The organism is Mesorhizobium sp. C264A, assembly GCF_040324515.1.
Lineage (GTDB): Bacteria > Pseudomonadota > Alphaproteobacteria > Rhizobiales > Rhizobiaceae > Mesorhizobium.
Genome location: NZ_JAMYVY010000002.1, coordinates 1,472,416 through 1,490,003, shown reverse-complemented (window position 1 = coordinate 1,490,003; position 17,588 = coordinate 1,472,416). Strand labels below are relative to the sequence as shown.

Annotated in this window: 19 protein-coding genes and 2 pseudogenes; 5 read left to right on the top strand and 16 right to left on the bottom strand. The window is 63.6% G+C overall.

What is annotated here, in order from left to right:
* Positions 1 to 166 precede the first annotated feature (166 nt).
* Positions 167 to 757, top strand: a pseudogene (locus tag NKL04_RS26325) (FGGY-family carbohydrate kinase); the annotation flags it as partial.
* On the top strand, positions 754 to 2,358 hold the full coding sequence (locus tag NKL04_RS26320) for a GMC family oxidoreductase (protein ID WP_023702376.1): 1,605 nt from the start codon (positions 754 to 756) through the stop codon (positions 2,356 to 2,358). The pseudogene NKL04_RS26325 and the gene NKL04_RS26320, both read left to right, overlap by 4 nt.
* Before the next feature lie 12 nt (positions 2,359 to 2,370).
* Here NKL04_RS26320 and NKL04_RS26315 read toward each other — a convergent pair whose 3' ends face one another.
* Both NKL04_RS26315 and NKL04_RS26310 read right to left on the bottom strand, forming a co-directional pair.
* Positions 2,371 to 2,727 carry a YciI family protein gene (locus tag NKL04_RS26315; RefSeq protein ID WP_023687715.1) on the bottom strand — a complete coding sequence of 119 codons (357 nt, stop codon included), beginning with the start codon at positions 2,725 to 2,727 and terminating at the stop codon, positions 2,371 to 2,373.
* Complete coding sequence (locus NKL04_RS26310; RefSeq protein WP_023702375.1) at positions 2,724 to 2,939, bottom strand: hypothetical protein; 216 nt, start codon at positions 2,937 to 2,939, stop codon at positions 2,724 to 2,726. Before NKL04_RS26310 ends, NKL04_RS26315 begins: the two co-directional genes overlap by 4 nt.
* A 218-nt stretch (positions 2,940 to 3,157) precedes the next feature.
* Between NKL04_RS26310 and NKL04_RS26305 the strand changes: the two genes are divergently transcribed.
* Positions 3,158 to 3,583, top strand: coding sequence for an OsmC family protein (locus tag NKL04_RS26305; RefSeq protein WP_023702374.1), 426 nt, complete (start codon positions 3,158 to 3,160; stop codon positions 3,581 to 3,583).
* Positions 3,584 to 3,788: 205 nt separating this feature from the next.
* Here the strand turns inward: NKL04_RS26305 and NKL04_RS26300 are convergent, their stop codons facing one another.
* From NKL04_RS26300 to NKL04_RS26275, 6 genes are all read right to left on the bottom strand, one after another.
* Complete coding sequence (locus NKL04_RS26300; protein WP_023702373.1) at positions 3,789 to 4,421, bottom strand: YceH family protein; 633 nt, start codon at positions 4,419 to 4,421, stop codon at positions 3,789 to 3,791.
* A gap of 241 nt (positions 4,422 to 4,662) precedes the next feature.
* Positions 4,663 to 5,442 (bottom strand): succinate dehydrogenase iron-sulfur subunit, encoded by a 780-nt coding sequence (locus NKL04_RS26295; RefSeq protein WP_023670510.1) that lies wholly within the window; start codon positions 5,440 to 5,442, stop codon positions 4,663 to 4,665.
* Positions 5,443 to 5,482: 40 nt separating this feature from the next.
* On the bottom strand, positions 5,483 to 7,312 hold the full coding sequence (gene sdhA / locus NKL04_RS26290) for a succinate dehydrogenase flavoprotein subunit (RefSeq protein WP_023687711.1): 1,830 nt from the start codon (positions 7,310 to 7,312) through the stop codon (positions 5,483 to 5,485).
* A gap of 1 nt (position 7,313) precedes the next feature.
* The gene (gene sdhD / locus NKL04_RS26285; RefSeq protein ID WP_023683885.1) at positions 7,314 to 7,712 is read right to left on the bottom strand and encodes a succinate dehydrogenase, hydrophobic membrane anchor protein; all 399 of its coding nucleotides are present in this window, start codon (positions 7,710 to 7,712) and stop codon (positions 7,314 to 7,316) included.
* On the bottom strand, positions 7,712 to 8,131 hold the full coding sequence (gene sdhC / locus NKL04_RS26280) for a succinate dehydrogenase, cytochrome b556 subunit (RefSeq protein ID WP_023683884.1): 420 nt from the start codon (positions 8,129 to 8,131) through the stop codon (positions 7,712 to 7,714). Before sdhC ends, sdhD begins: the two co-directional genes overlap by 1 nt.
* A gap of 240 nt (positions 8,132 to 8,371) precedes the next feature.
* Positions 8,372 to 8,842, bottom strand: coding sequence for a hypothetical protein (locus tag NKL04_RS26275; RefSeq protein ID WP_031209699.1), 471 nt, complete (start codon positions 8,840 to 8,842; stop codon positions 8,372 to 8,374).
* A 252-nt stretch (positions 8,843 to 9,094) separates the two neighbouring features.
* On the opposite strand from NKL04_RS26275, the gene NKL04_RS26270 reads away from it, so the two are divergent.
* Entirely contained in the window at positions 9,095 to 9,466 is a 372-nt protein-coding gene (locus NKL04_RS26270) for a hypothetical protein (RefSeq protein ID WP_023687709.1), read from the top strand.
* A gap of 37 nt (positions 9,467 to 9,503) precedes the next feature.
* On the opposite strand, the pseudogene NKL04_RS26265 reads toward NKL04_RS26270, so the two are convergent.
* Positions 9,504 to 10,699: pseudogene (locus tag NKL04_RS26265) on the bottom strand (GGDEF domain-containing protein).
* Between the two features lie 163 nt (positions 10,700 to 10,862).
* On the opposite strand from NKL04_RS26265, the gene NKL04_RS26260 reads away from it, so the two are divergent.
* Positions 10,863 to 11,174, top strand: coding sequence for a hypothetical protein (locus tag NKL04_RS26260; RefSeq protein WP_023670517.1), 312 nt, complete (start codon positions 10,863 to 10,865; stop codon positions 11,172 to 11,174).
* Positions 11,175 to 11,281: 107 nt separating this feature from the next.
* On the opposite strand, the gene leuC is transcribed toward NKL04_RS26260, so the two are convergent.
* The 7 genes from leuC to rplS all read right to left on the bottom strand — a co-directional run bounded on the left by leuC (position 11,282) and on the right by rplS (position 17,384).
* The gene (gene leuC / locus NKL04_RS26255; protein WP_023670518.1) at positions 11,282 to 12,691 is read right to left on the bottom strand and encodes a 3-isopropylmalate dehydratase large subunit; all 1,410 of its coding nucleotides are present in this window, start codon (positions 12,689 to 12,691) and stop codon (positions 11,282 to 11,284) included.
* A gap of 271 nt (positions 12,692 to 12,962) precedes the next feature.
* Entirely contained in the window at positions 12,963 to 13,598 is a 636-nt protein-coding gene (locus NKL04_RS26250; RefSeq protein WP_031209698.1) for a class I SAM-dependent DNA methyltransferase, read from the bottom strand.
* A gap of 58 nt (positions 13,599 to 13,656) precedes the next feature.
* Entirely contained in the window at positions 13,657 to 14,463 is an 807-nt protein-coding gene (locus NKL04_RS26245) for an amino acid ABC transporter permease (RefSeq protein ID WP_023702369.1), read from the bottom strand.
* Between the two features lie 242 nt (positions 14,464 to 14,705).
* Positions 14,706 to 15,506 (bottom strand): transporter substrate-binding domain-containing protein, encoded by an 801-nt coding sequence (locus NKL04_RS26240; protein WP_023702368.1) that lies wholly within the window; start codon positions 15,504 to 15,506, stop codon positions 14,706 to 14,708.
* A 241-nt stretch (positions 15,507 to 15,747) separates the two neighbouring features.
* The gene (locus NKL04_RS26235) at positions 15,748 to 16,245 is read right to left on the bottom strand and encodes a MarR family winged helix-turn-helix transcriptional regulator (RefSeq protein WP_023702367.1); all 498 of its coding nucleotides are present in this window, start codon (positions 16,243 to 16,245) and stop codon (positions 15,748 to 15,750) included.
* Entirely contained in the window at positions 16,242 to 16,670 is a 429-nt protein-coding gene (locus tag NKL04_RS26230) for an organic hydroperoxide resistance protein (RefSeq protein WP_023670524.1), read from the bottom strand. Before NKL04_RS26230 ends, NKL04_RS26235 begins: the two co-directional genes overlap by 4 nt.
* Before the next feature lie 153 nt (positions 16,671 to 16,823).
* On the bottom strand, positions 16,824 to 17,384 hold the full coding sequence (gene rplS, locus NKL04_RS26225) for a 50S ribosomal protein L19 (protein WP_023687704.1): 561 nt from the start codon (positions 17,382 to 17,384) through the stop codon (positions 16,824 to 16,826).
* Between the last annotated feature and the right edge of the window lie 204 nt (positions 17,385 to 17,588).

The following is a 17,588-nucleotide window of genomic DNA, read 5'->3' as shown; positions in this document are numbered from 1 at the left end:
GGAGAACTCCGGCGTTGCTTCAACACGCAAGAATTGTATCTGATGAGAAAACAGAGCTGGCCCCCTAATCATCCAGACGCCGAGATCGGACGTCCTGGGTTCAGGTCGCTCGTCACGGGCATCTGATGGTGCAACCGCTTGGCGATAACGCCGACTTCGCATCGAGCGCGGTGCCCATCATGACGATCCGTTCGGCCACTGCAACGCGGCTGTCGGCGCGGTGACGCCAACCTGGGACGATCCGATGTTCCACCCGTTTCTCTACGGGTCGGGACAAGGGGCGGAGTTCCGCGCCGGCTTCTACGGCCTCGCCGGCTGGCATAGGGAAGGCCATATGCTGCGCGCGCTGTTCGAGGGCGTGATGTTCGAGCACCGGCGCCACATCAATGTTCTGAAGGACGCCGGTGTCAGCTTCGACAAAGCGGTCCTGTCCGGCGGCGGTTCGCGCAGCGAGCACTGGCCGCAGATCTTCGCCGACGGGCTTGGCGTGCCGATCACCGTCCCTGAAGCACGCGAGACCGGCGCACTTGGTGCGGCGATCGGCGCCGGGGTCGCGGCCGGCCTGTTCGCCGACTACGAGGCCGGCGTTGACGCCATGACCCGGTCAAGCGCCACCTACCGTCCGAACCCGGCCATGCAGGACCATTACAACAGGCGTTATCGCGCCTATTGCGGCCTTGCCGATACGCTGCGATCGTTCTGGGCCGAACAGGCGGCAGAACCGAGTAGAACACCGCCGAGTAAACCACCGCAATGACCCAACGGCTCGATGGCGACTACGACTACATCATCGTCGGCGCAGGCACGGCGGGCTGCGTGCTGGCCAATCGGCTGAGCGAAAACCCGGCGACGCGCGTGCTGCTGCTTGAGGCCGGCGGCAGCGACAATTATCACTGGGTGCATATCCCGGTCGGCTATCTCTATTGCATCGGCAATCCGCGCACCGACTGGATGATGAAGACTGCCCCCGAAGCCGGCCTGAACGGCCGCTCGCTGGTCTATCCCCGCGGCAAGGTGCTGGGCGGCTGCACCTCGGTCAACGGCATGATCTACATGCGCGGCCAGGCGGCGGACTACGATGGCTGGCGGCAGATGGGCAATGTCGGCTGGGGCTGGGACGATGTGCTGCCCTACTTCCTCAAATCCGAGGACCATCATGGCGGCAAGACCAAGCTGCATGGCTCCGGCGGCGAATGGAAAGTGGCGCGGCAACGCCTGGCCTGGCCGATCCTGAACACGGTGCAGGAGGCGGCCAAGGAATTCGGCATCATGCCGCGCGAGGATTTCAATGACGGCGACAATGAGGGGTCGGGTTTCTTCGAAGTAAACCAGAGCAAGGGCGTGCGCTGGAACACGGCCAAAGCATTCCTGCGCCCGGCGCTGCGGCGGCCCAACCTTCGGCTGGTCGTCAACGCGCATGTAGAGACGGTGCTGTTCGAGGGCAAGCGTGCTATCGGCGTCCGCTACCGCGCCGGCGGCCAAGCCATCGAGGCAAAGGCCAGCGAGGTGCTGCTGACCGCCGGCTCGATCAACACGCCGAAACTGCTGGAGCTTTCCGGGGTCGGCGAGCCGGATCGCCTCGCCGCGCTCGGCATCGATGTGGTTCACGCCAGCCCCAATGTCGGCGAGAACCTTCAGGACCATCTGCAGATCCGTACCGTCTATAAAGTGTCGGCGGCGCTGACGCTCAACACGCTAGCCAACAGCCTGAGCGGCAAGGCGAAGATCGCGCTGCAATATGCCTTTGGCCGCTCGGGACCGATGTCGATGGCGCCGAGCCAGTTCGGCATGTTCTCGAAATCCGATCCGTCGATGGCGACGCCGGACCTGGAGTACCACGTCCAGCCCTTGTCTACCGACCGGCTGGGCGACCCGCTGCACCCGTTCCCGGCAATCACCATGTCGGTCTGCAATCTGCGGCCCGAGAGCGTCGGCTCGGTGCACGCTACGACGCGCGAGCTGGCCGTGCAGCCGGAGATCCGGCTGAACTACCTCTCTACGGCGCGCGACCGCGAGATCGCGCTGCGTTCGGTGCGCCAGGCGCGCAGCATCATGACCGCCAAGGCTCTTGCCGGCTTCCATCCGGAAGAAATCCTGCCTGGTCTCGCCCACCAGTCGGACGAGGACCTGCTGCACCAGATCGGCTCGATCGCCACGACCATCTTCCACCCGGTCGGCACCTGCCGGATGGGCATCGATGACCGCGCCGTCGTCAGCCCGGACCTGCGCGTGACCGGTATCGAGGGGCTGCGGATCATCGACGCGTCGATCATGCCGCGCATCGTCTCCGGCAACACCGCCTCGCCAGTGGTGATGATCGCCGAGAAGGCGGCGGATATGATCCGCCGGCCTGCATGACGTCGCCGCCGCCTATGACCCCGGCACGTCGTAGATCGCCCTGACCTCGATCGTGCCGATTTCGGCCAGCGGAATCTCGCCTGCGATCGCCAGCGCCTGTTCGAGACCGTCGGCCTCGATCATGACGAAACCGAGCAATTGCTCCTTGGTTTCGGCAAACGGACCGTCAGTGATCAGCCGCTTGCCTTGGCGCCGCCGCACCGTCTTCGACGTCTTCACCGATTGCAGCGCCTGCGCGATGATCAGCTTGCCTTGCTGGTCCAATGACCGGTCATAGGCCATCGAATCGGCGTCGAGCTTGGCCAGACGCTCCGGCGTCATTGCATGGAGGTCCTTTTCCTCGCCGTAGACCAGACAGACATATTTCATTTCCAGCTCCCTTGCTGTGACGACCCATAGGCGATCACGGCGCCGGCGGCATCCCTGCCGGCAGCAGCGTGGTCGAGCACGCAGACGGCAATGCCGATCACGGCGACCGCAGCAAGCAGCCGGCCGAAGCCGGAAGATCGCGAGCACTCGATCTCGTGTAGACGCGCGCTTTTGTCGGCATCGTTCCAATGGGCAGAAAACAGATTGTTCATCTTGGATCTCCATCCCACGAGAATCCGTGGGTGCCCGCAGGACGCCCGGCGCCGATGCAAGCCGACATTTTTGCACGCACATTTTTTCAGAAAAAATTTGCAGGGCACGCCGGCGTCGCATCCGGCCGAAACAGCGCGGTGGTCTTCCCCTGCCGCCGCGCTATAGTTGGAGGGAACGCCGCGTGGCCGGCGCTGTCGCTGTAATCAAGGAGAATTTTATGGACCGCAACGCAAACGCCGTCTGGAAAGGCAATCTGAAGGAGGGCACGGGCACGCTCGACAGCCAGAGCGGCACCTTGAAGGGCACGCCCTATTCGTTCAAGGCTCGCTTCGAGGACGAGAGCGGCAAATCCGGCACCAATCCCGAAGAGTTGATCGCGGCGGCACACGCCGGCTGCTACGCCATGCAGCTGTCGCATTTCCTGGCCGAGAACGGCACGCCCGCCACTGAACTCGACGCCAAGGCGGTGGTGACGCTGGTCCCCGGCACCGGCATCACCGGCAGCGCCATCACCCTGATCGGCAAGGTACCGGGCATCGATGCGGCGAAGTTCAAGGAATTGGCCGAGAAGGCCAAGGCCGAATGCCCGGTTTCGAAGGCGCTCGGCGCCATCAAAGTGTCGCTCGACGCGAAACTGGGGTGATCCGCCGATTTTGCCCGGGGTAGCGATTCTTCGCGCCCCCCTCTGCCCTGCCGGGCATCTCCCGGGGAAATTGGAAGCTCGGTAGCTGGCACTCTTCTTTCGACGTTCGTAATTGGCGAAGGCCGGCGTGACATCTGATCTCCCCACTTGAGGGGGAGATGGCCGGCAGGCCAGAGGGGGTGCTGTCCCGCCGACGTCTCGGATACTATTGGGCGCCCAGCGCATCAAGCCGGGCGCGAAGGGCTGCGACTTCCTGCTCCAGAGCCTCCAATCTCGCTTCCAGGTCGGAAGCAGGCAATGCCGGCGCGCTCCGCTGCACCGATAACGCCGCGACGTCCACCGGTCCTGCGAGCAGATGCATAAAACGGTCCTCGCGCTGCCCCGGCCCGCGCGGTATTTCCTGGACGAGCGGCGGGCGGCGGCCGATCAGCATGTCGAGTTCGCCACGCAGGTCCTCGACGGACGAAAACCGCGCCATGCGCTCAGCTCGCGCCAGCAACTCATGCGCCGTCTGCGGCCCGCGCAGCAAAAGCAGGCCGATCACCGCAGTCTGCGGCGTCGTCAGCGAGAAGCGCTGCGCCATCTGATGCTCATAGCGCTCGACGCGCGAGCCGAACATCTGACGCACCAGCCCCTTCTGCTCGAGCAGCTTGAGAGTCCGATGCACCTCCGTCTGCTCCAGCGCCATGACAGGCTCGCGCGCCGTCTTCTGGTTGGCGGCTGCAAGTGCTGCATTCAGCGTCAGCGGATAGACATCCGGCGTCAGCTCCTTCTTCTCGATCAGGCAGCCGAGCACACGGGCTTCGACCGGATTAAGGATTGGAAGCTCTTCGCTCATTGGGTTGAGTATCCTTTCTAGCGCCGGCGAGACAGCGCCCCCCTCTCTGTCCTACCGGATATCTCCCCACGCGGGGGGAGATCGGCAGCTTCGCCGACAGCGCGCCATCCTTCAACCTTGGAGATTGGCGAAAGCCGCGATGACGGCCAATCTCCCCACCCGTGGGGGAGATGTCCGGCAGGACAGAGGGGGGCGCGAAGGATCGCCGCGTCCGAGATTGCCGCGAGCGAACTCGCCTCAACTAAACCCGCCGCTCCACCATCATCTTTTTGATCTCGGCAATCGCCTTGGCCGGGTTGAGCCCCTTCGGGCAGGTCTGGGCGCAGTTCATGATGGTGTGGCAGCGGTAGAGCCGGAACGGGTCTTCGAGATCGTCGAGCCGTTCGCCCGTGGCTTCGTCGCGGCTGTCGATCAGCCAGCGATAGGCCTGCAGCAACGTCGCCGGGCCGAGATAGCGGTCGCCGTTCCACCAATAGCTCGGGCACGAGGTCGAGCAGCAGGCGCACAGGATGCACTCGTAGAGCCCGTCGAGCTTTTCGCGATCCTCATGGCTCTGCAGCCATTCCTTGGCCGGCTCTGGCGACACTGTCTTCAGCCATGGCTGGATCGAGGCGTGCTGGGCGTAGAAATTGGTGAGGTCGGGCACCAGATCCTTGACCACCTGCATATGCGGCAGCGGGTAGACCTTGACGGCGCCGGAAATGTCGTCGCAGCCCTTGGTGCAGGCCAGCGTGTTGGAGCCATCGATGTTCATGGCGCAGGAGCCGCAAATGCCTTCGCGGCATGAGCGGCGCAAGGCAAGCGTCGGATCGATCTTGTTCTTGATCCAGAGCAGCGCGTCGAGCACCATCGGCCCGCAATCGTCCATGTCGACGAAATAGGTGTCGATGCGCGGGTTCTCGTCATCGTCGGGCGACCAGCGGTAGATGCGGTATTCCCTGAGGTTGGTGGCGCCCTCCGGCTTCGGCCAGGTCTTGCCCGGCTGCACCTTGGAGTTCTTGGGAAGCGTGAGTTCGACCATTACCTCAGATCCTTTCGGATGACGGGCTTCGGCACCATGGTCAGTATACCCTGGCCTTCGGCGCGATCTTGGCAAGACTGATGCCGCCGTCCTTTTCCGCCACCAGCGGCTCGGTGTGCACGGGACGATAGCTGAGGCTCACCTGGCCGTCCTCGCTTAGCCGGGCCAGCGTATGCTTGCGCCAGATAATGTCGTCTCGGGCCGAAAAATCTTCGCGCGCATGCGCGCCGCGGCTCTCCTTGCGCGCCTCGGCGCCGTAGACCGTGGTGATGGCGTTGGCCATCAGATTTTCCAGCTCCAGCGTCTCGACCAGGTCGGAATTCCAGATCATCGAGCGGTCGGAGACTTTCAGGTCCTTGAGCTCGGTCCATATCTGCGAAATGCGCTTGCAGCCGTTTTCGAGCGACTCCTGTGTGCGGAACACGGCGGCGTCTTCCTGCATCGCCTTCTGCATCTTCTCACGCAGAACGGCGGTTGGCGTCGAGCCATTGGCGTGGCGCAGCCGGTCGAAGCGGTCCATGATGTTTTCGACCGAGGCTTCGTTGGGCGAAGGGATCGCCGAATTGCGGTCGATGACCTGGCCGGCGCGGATTGCGGCGGCGCGGCCGAACACCACCAGATCGATCAGCGAGTTCGAGCCCAGCCGGTTGGCGCCGTGCACGGAGGCACAGCCGGCCTCGCCGACCGCCATCAGCCCGGGTGACACCCGGTCAGGATTCTCGACAGTCGGGTTCAGCACCTCGCCCCAGTAATTGGTCGGCACGCCGCCCATATTGTAGTGCACCGTCGGCAGCACGGGGATCGGCTCCTTGGTCAGGTCGACGCCGGCGAAAATCCTGGCCGATTCCGAAATGCCCGGCAGCCGCTCATGCAGCACGGCCGGATCGAGATGGTCGAGATGCAGGAAGATATGGTCCTTGTTCTTGCCGACCCCGCGGCCTTCGCGGATCTCCAGCGTCATGCAACGCGAGACGACGTCGCGCGAGGCCAGGTCCTTGGCCGACGGCGCGTAGCGCTCCATGAAGCGCTCGCCCTCGGAATTGACGAGATAGCCGCCCTCGCCGCGCGCGCCTTCGGTGATCAGGCAGCCGGCGCCGTAGATGCCGGTCGGATGAAACTGCACGAACTCCATATCCTGCAGCGGGAAGCCGGCCCGTGCCGCCATGCCGCCGCCGTCGCCTGTACAGGTGTGCGCCGACGTCGCCGAGAAATAGGCGCGGCCATATCCGCCGGTCGCCAGCACCACCATCTTGGCGGAGAAGCGATGGATGGTGCCGTCGTCGAGGTTCCAGGCGACGACGCCGGTGCACGTGCCGTCCGGTTCCATGATCAGGTCGAGCGCAAAATACTCGATGAAGAACTGTGCATTGTTCTTCAGCGACTGGCCGTAGAGCGTGTGCAGGATGGCGTGACCGGTGCGGTCGGCGGCAGCACAGGTGCGCTGCACCGGCGGGCCGTCGCCATAATTCATCATGTGTCCGCCGAACGGCCGCTGGTAGATCTTGCCCTCTTCGGTGCGCGAGAACGGCACGCCGTAATGCTCGAGCTCGTAGACCGCCGCCGGTGCCTCGCGCACCAGATATTCCATGGCGTCGACGTCGCCCAGCCAGTCCGAACCCTTGACGGTGTCGTACATGTGCCACTGCCAGGAGTCCGGACCCATGTTGGACAGCGACGCGGCAATGCCGCCTTGTGCCGCCACCGTGTGCGAGCGGGTCGGGAACACTTTGGTGATGCAGGCCGTGCGCAGGCCCTGCTCGGCCATGCCGAGCGTGGCGCGCAGGCCGGCGCCGCCGGCGCCGACGACCACCACGTCGAACTTGTGGTCGACAAAGGTATAGCCGGTGGCCGATTTCGCGTCCTTGGCCAAATCAGCCTCCGAATGCCAGTTTGAGCAGGGCGAAGATCGAGGCGACGCCGACCGCTATGGTGAAAAACGTGCTGAGTGCGATCAGCGCCAGCTTCATGCCTTCGGCATGCACGTAATCCTCGATAATGACCTGCATGCCGACACGCATATGGGTGAGACCGGAAACGAGCACCAGCGCCAACACCAGCGCCACGAACGGACTGGCGAGCGCCGCCCGCACCTCGGCGAAGCCGGCGCCATTGAGCGCGATCAGGAACCCGACGAAGAACAGTATCAGCGGGATGTTGGCAATGGCCGTCAGCCGCTGTCGCCAGAAATGCCCGGTGCCTTCGCGGGCCGAGCCCAGACCGCGGACCTTGGCCAGCGGCGTGCGCATATCGTTGTTGTTCGTGCCGCTCATCACAAGGTTCCCCGCGCCATGTAGCCGGCGACCCAGATCAGCAGCGTGAGCAGGATGGAACCGGCGAGCGTCGCCCAGGCGATCTTCGATGCCGTGTGTTTCTCCAGCCCGGCGCCGGTGTCCCAGACGAGATGGCGCACGCCGCCCAGCATGTGGTGCATCAGCGCCCAGGTGTAGCCGAACAGGATGAGCCGGCCGAGCCAGGTGCCGAAGGCCCAGTTGATCCAATCGAAAGCGCCTTGCGAACTCGCCGCCGCCATCAGCCACGCGGCGACCAGCAGCGTGCCGAAATACAGCGCCCCGCCAGTGATGCGGTGAATGATCGACATCGTCATGGTGATCGGTGGGCGGTAAATCGTCAGGTGCGGCGAGAGCGGCCGTTCACGTCTGGCGGTTCGGGTGGCTGGTGATTTGCTCATGGCTGCCCCAGTTCGATGTCCGGAGCCGCGGTGGAAAGCGGCACTTACCGCCTCGATATATGACTTCAGACAGCCGGTTTCTAATGCTCTTTTTGCACCGCGTCAAAGCCGGAAAATCGTTTTGAAAACGTCATTTAGTCTGACAAAAGGCTGCTGTTTCGCTTCAATCGATTTGCCCACCGTCGAAAGCCGGCGCACCGTTCGCTGCAGTGCGGCATTTCCTTTGCAATCGACGCCAGGCTATCGTTTGCAGGTCTGTGGTGTCGAGCCCCTCTTCATCACCAGCGCCTCGCGCGCGTCGATCACGATTGCGTCATGCGACGCGGCTTCCTGGTAGCGGCTGGACTGGTTGGCGGGTGATGCGGCAAACTCCTCGGTCGTGCCATCGGGCCTGACAACGCGCAACGCCGTGCCGAGGTTCTGGATGGTGATCACACCGCCATTGCCGCATCTGTAAGTCGCCGTGCCGACAGCAGACCGCGGCGCGGTAAGGTCGGTGACGATCTTGGCTGAAGGTGCGGCAGGCGCTGTCGGAGCCGTTGCGGAAGCCGGGGGCGCCACAGGTGCGGCGGACTGCTGAGCCGGCACGGGCGCGACAGTGGGTGGTACGGTATTCACCGCCGTCCGCGCGCCGTTCTGCGGCACGCAGGCTGCGGCAGTCAGCAAGGGGATCGACAACAGCGTCACCCGAAACGTCCGGCGTAACGCCATATGCTGTCCTCCTGCGCGGCTAACTAGCCGCGATGTTCCACCAAGATCAAGCTCACCCGACGTCAGCGTAGTTGTGTGCGTCGCGGCCGATGGTGCGGGCAAGCATGGCCGAATGATGACGCCCGGGTTTCCATCCCGTCGGATATTAACCATGTTTGGCGAGAGATCGCCGCCGGATGCGCCTGCCCTCTTAACAAAGGTTAAGAAAAGGTTAATTTCCGATTCGATCGGGTCCACAGCAGAGAGGACACCATGCTTTCGAATTCAGGAAGAGCGCGCCTTGCGGCGCTTGTGCTGGCGACAGCCAGTCTCGGCTTCGCCGCCCCGGCAATGGCCTGGTCGCGCCATCATGACCGCGTCTATGCCGATTCCCTGGGCAATCTCGTCATCGACAGCGCCGCCGGCTACAAGCGCATCATTGTCGGCCAAGGCAGGCTGGCCAAGAAATTGTCCGACTACACCAGCGCCGGGCAGCCGGAAGCGGAACCGGAAGTCCTTTATGAAGACGAGGCGGATCACATCTCCAGGCGTGGCTGCTACCAGCCGCCGGTGTTCGTGAAGGGCCGCTCCTATATGTACGGCCTCTCCGATGGCGAAATGCCCAACCTCAGCCCTTGCCGCTGATGATCCGGCACGGCCGAGAGGCCGTTTAAGCGAGACGCTAACCGACGCTGCCTGTATCCGGGATGAACACCGTTTCCGCCCGCTCATAGGACAATCGCACGCTGTCGCGGCCGTTCTTCTTGGCCTTGTAGAGCGCTTCGTCGGCGCGCCGCATCAGCGGCTCCAGCCCTTCGTCGCCGGTGCGCGCCGCGACGCCGAAGCTCGCGGTCACCCTGGTGCCCGGCGGCAACCCGTCGACACTGCCGGCCGAATAGTGCGTGCGCACGGCTTCGGCAAACAGCCGCGCCGTGGCAAGATCGCTCAGCGACAGAAGCACAGCGAACTCCTCGCCGCCGATGCGGCCGGCAACCGCACGCGTGCCGGCGGCCGCGCTAAGCTTGGCCGCGAAGTCGGCGATCACCTGGTCGCCCGCGGCATGTCCGTATTTGTCGTTGAGCGCCTTGAAGTGATCGAGATCGGCCAGCACCAGCGCGACCGGCACCTTGGTAACAGCGCAATGCTGCAGCACCAGCAAGGCGCGCTCCTCGAAACCCCTGCGGTTGAGCAGGCCAGACAGCGGATCGGTGTGCGTCTCGGCCTTCAGCGCCTTCATCACGTCGAGCGCAGCTGCCGAGAACAGGCAGAGCGCGATCAGCAACGACAGCAGCGCGTGCGTCAAAAGCGCCGTCGTCCAGTAGGACGAGCCATAAAACCCGTCATAGCTGGTGAACGGCCCGTGCGAGATGACGACGAGCAGCGTGCGGCCGATAAAGTTCAGCCCGGACAGCAGCGACAGTACGAACAGGATTTTTCCGTCGGGCCGTTCTTGCGCACGGCGCGCAGCTCGGCGGCGACCAGCAGGCTGAGGCCGCCAAAGCCGAAATTGATCGACAGGATGCGCCAAGTCAAGTCCGGCTGGACGAACAGGAACCAGCAGAATGCCACCATCCCGCCACCCGCCAGAATGCCGATCGCGATAAAGGGCACGCGCCTGCCGTAGCGTGAGATGATCGCACCGACGAGGCAACAGGCGGCGAGCGTGAAGCAGAGGTTGGAGACCAGCTTGGTCAGCACCATGCCGCCGGGCAGCGTGAAATACTGCAGCAGGAAGCCGGGCGCGGACACGCAATAGCTCGTGCCGAGCACAGCCAGATAGGGCCGGTGGCGCTGATAGAACCATAGCACGAGGAACGCCGCGCCGAGCGCCAGCGCGATCGTCGGATTGAGCAGCGCTATGAACAGGCCGGTGTCCAAAGGACGGTGACTTCCCCGCTTGACGTCAGGGAAGACCTTAGAGCGCAAGCCCCAACAAGCGGTTAAGCCGGGACGAATATGCAAGTCGCCACTCATGAAGCTGCTGCACGGAACCGGGACCTGAGGCAGGCGTTTCCTGACAGCAATCAAGGAGAAGTTGTTCATGGCCGACACGATCACGCTGACCGATCACGAAGCAATTCGCTCATGGGCCGCAGGGCGCGCCGGATTTCCGGCGATCGTCGATGTATCGCCCGAAACCGGAACTCAGCCGTTGCTGAGGCTCGTCTTCGGCCAGCACGCCTATCAGGACCAGGATCAGCCTGAACGCCCGGTCAACGCAGGCGGCTACGAGCTGGTCGAATGGGACGAGTGGTTCAAGATCTTCGACGAGCGCGAACTGGCGCTGGTGGTCGCGGCCGACGAACCCGGCAGCCGGGAGGAATTTCATGAAATCATCCGGCGTGCCGGCTAGGGCATATACCCCAAGGGCCTTAGAGCGGCGCGCTGTAAACAAAACCCCGAACGGTTTTGCCGTTCGGGGTTTTGCATACGCTCAGATCAGGCTTGAACCAGTCTGCGCTATTTCCAGTCGCGGATGTCGACGAAATGGCCGGCGATCGCCGCCGCCGCCGCCATGGCCGGCGACACCAGATGGGTGCGGCCCTTGAAGCCCTGCCGGCCTTCGAAATTGCGGTTCGAGGTCGAGGCGCAGCGCTCATGCGGCTTCAGCCGGTCGTCGTTCATGGCCAGGCACATCGAGCAGCCCGGCTCGCGCCAGTCGAAACCGGCGGCAATGAAGATCTTGTCGAGACCCTCGGCCTCCGCCTGTTCCTTGACCAGACCGGAGCCCGGCACGATCATCGCATCGACATGCGCACTCACCGTCTTGCCTTCGACCACCTTGGCCACCGCACGCAGATCCTCGATGCGGCCATTGGTGCAGGAGCCGATGAAGACGCGGTCGAGCGTGATGTCGGTGATCTTCGTGCCCGGCGTCAGCCCCATATAGTCGAGCGCGCGGATCTTTGACGTCCGCTTGTTCTCGTCCGTGATCTCTTCCGGATTGGGAACGACGCCCTGCACCGAAACGACGTCCTCGGGCGAGGAACCCCAGGAGACGATCGGCGGCAGCTTGGCCGCGTCGAGCACGATCACCTTGTCGAAATGCGCGCCCTCGTCGGACTGCAGCGTCTTCCAGTATTCGAGCGCGGCGTCCCACGACGCGCCCTTCGGCGCGCGCGGCTTGCCCTTGACATAGGCGAAGGTGGTTTCGTCGGCCGCGATCAGGCCGGCGCGCGCGCCGCCCTCGATCGACATGTTGCAGATCGTCATGCGGCCTTCCATCGACAGCGCGCGGATCGCCTCGCCGGCATATTCGATGACATAGCCGGTGCCGCCGGCGGTGCCGATCTCGCCGATGATGGCGAGGATAATGTCCTTGGCGGTGACGCCTTCCGGCAACTGGCCATCGACGCGCACCAGCATGTTCTTGGCCTTGCGTTGGATCAGCGTCTGCGTCGCCAGCACATGCTCGACCTCGGAGGTGCCGATGCCATGCGCCAATGCGCCGAAGGCGCCATGCGTCGAGGTGTGGCTGTCGCCGCAGACGATCGTCATGCCGGGCAGCGTGAAGCCCTGCTCCGGCCCGATGATGTGGACGATGCCCTGGCGGATATCGTTCTCGGAATAATATTCGACGCCGAAATCCCTAGCGTTCTTGGCCAAGGCCTCGACCTGGATGCGGCTTTCCTCGTTCTTGATGCCGAATTTGCGCTCCGGCGAGGTCGAGACATTGTGATCGACCACGGCCAGCGTCTTTTCCGGATGCCGGACTTTTCTGCCGGTCATGCGCAGACCTTCGAAGGCTTGCGGGCTGGTCACTTCATGGACGAGATGGCGGTCGATGTAGAGCAGACAGGTGCCATCATCCTGGCGATCGACGACATGGTCGTCGAAAATCTTGTCGTAGAGGGTGCGCGGTGCGCTCATGTGCGTAAATCCGTCGATTTGCAAAAAGGGGAAGGGCAGACGCGCCGAAGCCTTCGGCCCGGCGAAAGCGGCTTAGCTAAGTCGGCTGGTGAGCGCGCCGGAAATGCGCGAAGAGAAACGCGACGGCAGGCGTTTTCTGTCCTGCAGCACGAAACCCTTATAGGCCGGATCGCCAAAAAGCTCTTCCATGGCGTGGCTCATACCAATGTTTTGGCTTTTCGGCAATTGCGGCGTGTTTTCCCCTTGTGAGAGAAGGCGAAGAGGGCGGCGCTCAAAGCACCTCGAACACAAAAGTCTTCACCAGCGCGTCCGGCTCGGCGATCGCATAGCAGCGGAACCATGGGCTTTGCTCGGCCGGCCGCCATTTCCCGGCCCGCTCCAGCCCTTCGAACACGGCCTGGAAGCCGCCGCTGTCAAACACCTGGTCGCGCACGGTGAAGATGGCGTGGCCGCCTTTTCTGGTGATGCGGACAAGCTCGTGCAGGCCGGACGCCGGCGCATGGCCGATGGTGAACACGCCAGTCGAGAAGAAGGCGCGGAAATGCCCGTCCGGCCAGGGCAGCGGCCCGCCGAGCATTGCCAGCTTCAGATCGCCATAGGCATTGCGGCTGCCGGCGATCTTCAGCATGTCGTCGGAGAGGTCGAGCCCGGCAATGTCGTGATAACCCAGCGCCTTCAATGACGGGCCCGACAGGCCGGTGCCGCAGCCGGCGTCGAGCAGCGGTCCTTCGCCCGCCTGCACATGGCGCGCCACCCAGGCGGTGATCAGGAACGGCAGCAGATAGCCTAGCGAAGCGGTTTCGCCGTCATAGGTCGCGGCCCAGTCGGCATAGGCCTTGGCCAGCCCTTCCGGCGTGTCGGCCGAATAGACGGTGCCCAGCGCCGCATTGGCCTTGTCGATCGTCATCGCCTGCATCCTCCGGAATCCTGTCCTCCGCGATCGTAGCCGTGCCCGCGTCGGACTTCTATTCCTGCTGCGCCCGCCGCAGTCGTTGCTCCAGCCCCCGCAGCGCCAGCGACAGGCTGACGGTGAGGATGAGATAGATATAGGCGACGATCGTATAGGTCTCGAAGAAGCGGAACGAGCCGGCGGCGTAGATCTTGCCCATCTGCGTGATGTCGGCGACGCCGAGCACCGAGACCAGCGAGGAATCCTTGACCATGGCGACGAAGTCATTGCCGAGCGGCGGCAGGATGGTGCGGATCGCCTGTGGGAAGACGATCAGCCGGAAGCGCTGCGTGCGCGTCAGCCCGAGCGCCTTGGCAGCCTCGATCTGGCCTTTCTCGACCGACTGGATGCCCGCGCGAAAAACCTCGGAGATGAAGGCGGAATAACCGATGGTCAGCGCCATGATTGCACGCCACAACAGCGACACGTCGCGCACCAAAAGCTCGCCGAGATAGCCGGCGTTTTGCAGCGGCGCGGTCAGCGCATTCCACGCAGCCACGAAGGCCGGCGCGCCGGCGAAGGCGATCCAGAACAACAGCACCAGGATCGGCACGCCGCGGATGATTTCGACATAGAAACGAGCGATCTGCCTGAGCCAACGCGACCCCGACAACCCCATCAGCGCAATGCTGAGCCCGATGGCGGAAGCCAGCGCGAAGGCGACCGCGGTGACAAGAATGGTGATGCCGATGCCTTTGGCGACGGTGGCAAAAACCTGGGCGTAGAGATCGCTGGCGGCAATGCAGAGCGCAGCCACGATGGCGAGCGCGATCGCAGCGGCAAGCCACCAGGGGAAATCGGATTTTGGGGTTGAGGCGAGCATCAATGCCCAACGCTGGTGAACAGCTGCGCTCGCAAGATCTGCCGATCTCCCCCCTTGCGGGGGAGATGTCCGGCAGGACAGAGGGGGGTGCTGTCCCTCCAACCTGTCAAACGGTTACAGTCACAACCTTTGGCCTCTTTGGAAAAGCTCAAAACAAAAGGGAGGCGATCCTTCACACCCCCCTCTGCCCTGCCGGGCATCTCCCCCGCAAGGGGGGTCAGCGGCCGTCGCGCCAAGACGGCCTACTGCCCCATCTTGTAGTCGAGAAACCACTTCCTGTTCAGCGCCTCGATCGTGCCGTCGGCCTTCAGCGCCGCGATCGCCGCGTTGACCGGCTTCACCAGGTCCGAGCCCTTCGGGAAGATGAAGCCAAAATCCTCGGTGCCGAGCGGGCCGCCGATCAGCTTGAGCTTGCCGCCGGAGGCATCGACATAGCCTTTGCCGGCGGTGCCGTCGGTCAGGACGACATCGACGTCGCCGGATTTCAGTGCCTGCACCGAAGCGCCGAAGGTCTCGAACTGCTTGATGCGCGGGTTCTGCTCATTGCCGTCGAGCACGCTGTAGACGGCGGTGTAGAACGGCGTCGTTCCGGCCTGCGCGCCGATCAACCCGTCCTTGAAGGCGGCGAAGGTCTTGGCGTCGGTGAAGCGGCTTTCATCGGCGCGCACCAGCATGAACTGCTCCGAACGCATATAGGGGTCGGAGAAATCGACCTTCTCCTTTCGGTCGTCCTTGATGGTGATGCCGGTCATGCCAATGTTGTACTGGTTGTCGGAAACCGCCTGGATCATCGCGTCCCAGGAGGTGTTCTGGTACTCCACCTTGAAGTTCAGCCGCTTGGCGATTTCGTCCATCGCGTCATACTCCCAGCCGATCTGCTTGCCGGTCTTGGCGTCGATGAACTGCAGCGGCGGATAGGCGTTTTCCGTCACCACCACCACCTTCTTGCCGCCGAGATCGGGCAGCGCATCGGCCGCCCATGCAGCGACGGGCGCGAGGAAACAGGCCGCGAGGGCGGCCAGCAGCAGCTTCGATTTGGTCATGACACGCTCCAGGATGAGAAGCCCGCTTGCAGCCGGGCTCGCATGAAAATCCAGGCGCGACTTTAGCCGTCCGCAGACGGCTTGCAAGCCGGTCCGGTGCTCAGCGTCCGGTGAAAGCGGATTCCAATGCCTTCAACCAACGCGGTTTTAGAACGCCCCGCGGTCGGAATTTATTCCGTCATCCCGCGACGGCAAACTAGGTGGCCTCTCACGGACACAAGGAAATCCGTCAAACGACGAGTCAGGACGGTGACGTCGCGTTGCGCAACTTGGCGACAAATCCAGTCAAGGTCCGGTGCAGCGACTTCAGCTCTTCAGCTTCGAGCGGCATGGCACAGGCAAGACCTGCGGATACGTCCTTGATGCGGGCGCGCAGCGCCTGGCCCTTGGCAGTCGGTTCGACCAGCACGCGGCGCTCGTCGGCCGGATCGCGACGGCGGGTGACGAGACCAGCCGCTTCCATCCGCTTGAGCAGAGGCGTCAATGTCGCCGAATCCAGCCCCAGCGCCTCGCCGAGTTCGCCGACCGTGCTCGGCGCATGCTGCCACAGCGCCAGCATCGCCAAATATTGCGGATAGGTCAGGCCGAGCGGGTCAAGCAGCGGCCGATAGAGCTTGGTCATCAGCCCGCTCGCCGAATAGAGCGCGAAGCAGAGCTGCTGGTCGAGGCGCGGAACGGCGATCCTCCCGGCGGTGTCCGCCGGGACTTCGCTGGCCCTGGTTTCGGTCTTCGTCGTCATGCTGCCTTTGCCGGAAGCGCCACGGTCGAAAGCGCCACCTCGACATTGCCTTTGATCGCATTGGAATAGGGGCAAATCTGATGCGCGGCCGATACAAGCGCTTCCGCCGCCGCCTGATCAAGGCCTTTGGTCTCGGCGGCCAGTGCGACACCAAGTTTGAAGCCTTCACCATTGGGAAGCAGGCTGACGGTGGCGCTCACCGCCGCATCGTCCAGCGGCAGCTTCTGCTTGCGCGCGACGAAGCGGATGGCGCTTTCGAAGCAGGCGGCATAGCCGACCGCGAACAGCTGCTCGGGATTGGTGGCGCCACCCTGTCCGCCGAGCTCCTTCGGCAAAGCGAGGTCGACCTTCAGCAGGCCGTCGCTGGTCTCGCCGTGGCCGGCGCGGCCGCCGGTGACGCGAGCCTGTGTGGTGTAGAGTGCCATGTCAGTTCTCCATTTTATTTGTACACTATCATTTAGTGTACAAGATAATTCGGGTCAACAGCCGTGGCCAAACTCTCGGCCGGCAATCGTTCACAGTCTGGTGAAACGAAAAAAGGCGGCCGAAGCCGCCTTTTCAAAATCCTTGGACCAGGTTTATTCGGCCGGGGTCGCTTCCGCCGCCTTTGCAGCCTCGTCGGCGGCCTTGGCGGCTTCGTCGACGGCCTTCTTCTCGGCAGCTTCCTTGGCGGCCGTCTCGGCGGCCAGCGCCTGGGCAGCGGCAACCTTCTCGGCTTCGATGCGGGCCTTCTCGGCGTTCAGCGCGTCGCGTTCCTCATCGTTGAGCTTGCGGGCGCGCACGCCGGTGTTTTCCGAAATACGGGCCGACTTGCCGCGACGGTCGCGCAAATAATAGAGCTTGGCGCGGCGCACCTTGCCGCGGCGCACGATCTCGACGCCTTCGACCATCGGCGAGTAGACCGGGAAAACGCGCTCGACGCCTTCGCCGTAGGAGATCTTGCGGACGGTGAAATTTTCCTGGAAGCCGGCGCCGGCGCGGGCGATGACGACGCCCTCATAGGCCTGGACGCGGGTGCGGGTGCCTTCGGTCACGCGGACCTGGACGCGCACGGTGTCGCCGGGCTGAAACTCGGGAAGCTTGCGCTTGGCTTCGATCTTGGCGGCCTGTTCGGCCTCGAGCTGACGGATGATATCCATCTCAATAGTCCACTTCTTGTTCTTCCGACAGTCAGAGCGTCCGACACTCGCCTTGCAGTTCCATTGACCGCTCGGCTATGCCCTTTGTCCCCGAGACATCTTGTCTTCGAAACATTGGGCAGGGGCGACTACACCGTCATTGTTGACGGTCCGGGAGATTTTTCTCGCCAGTACGGGCGGGCACATACAGCTATTTCACTGACT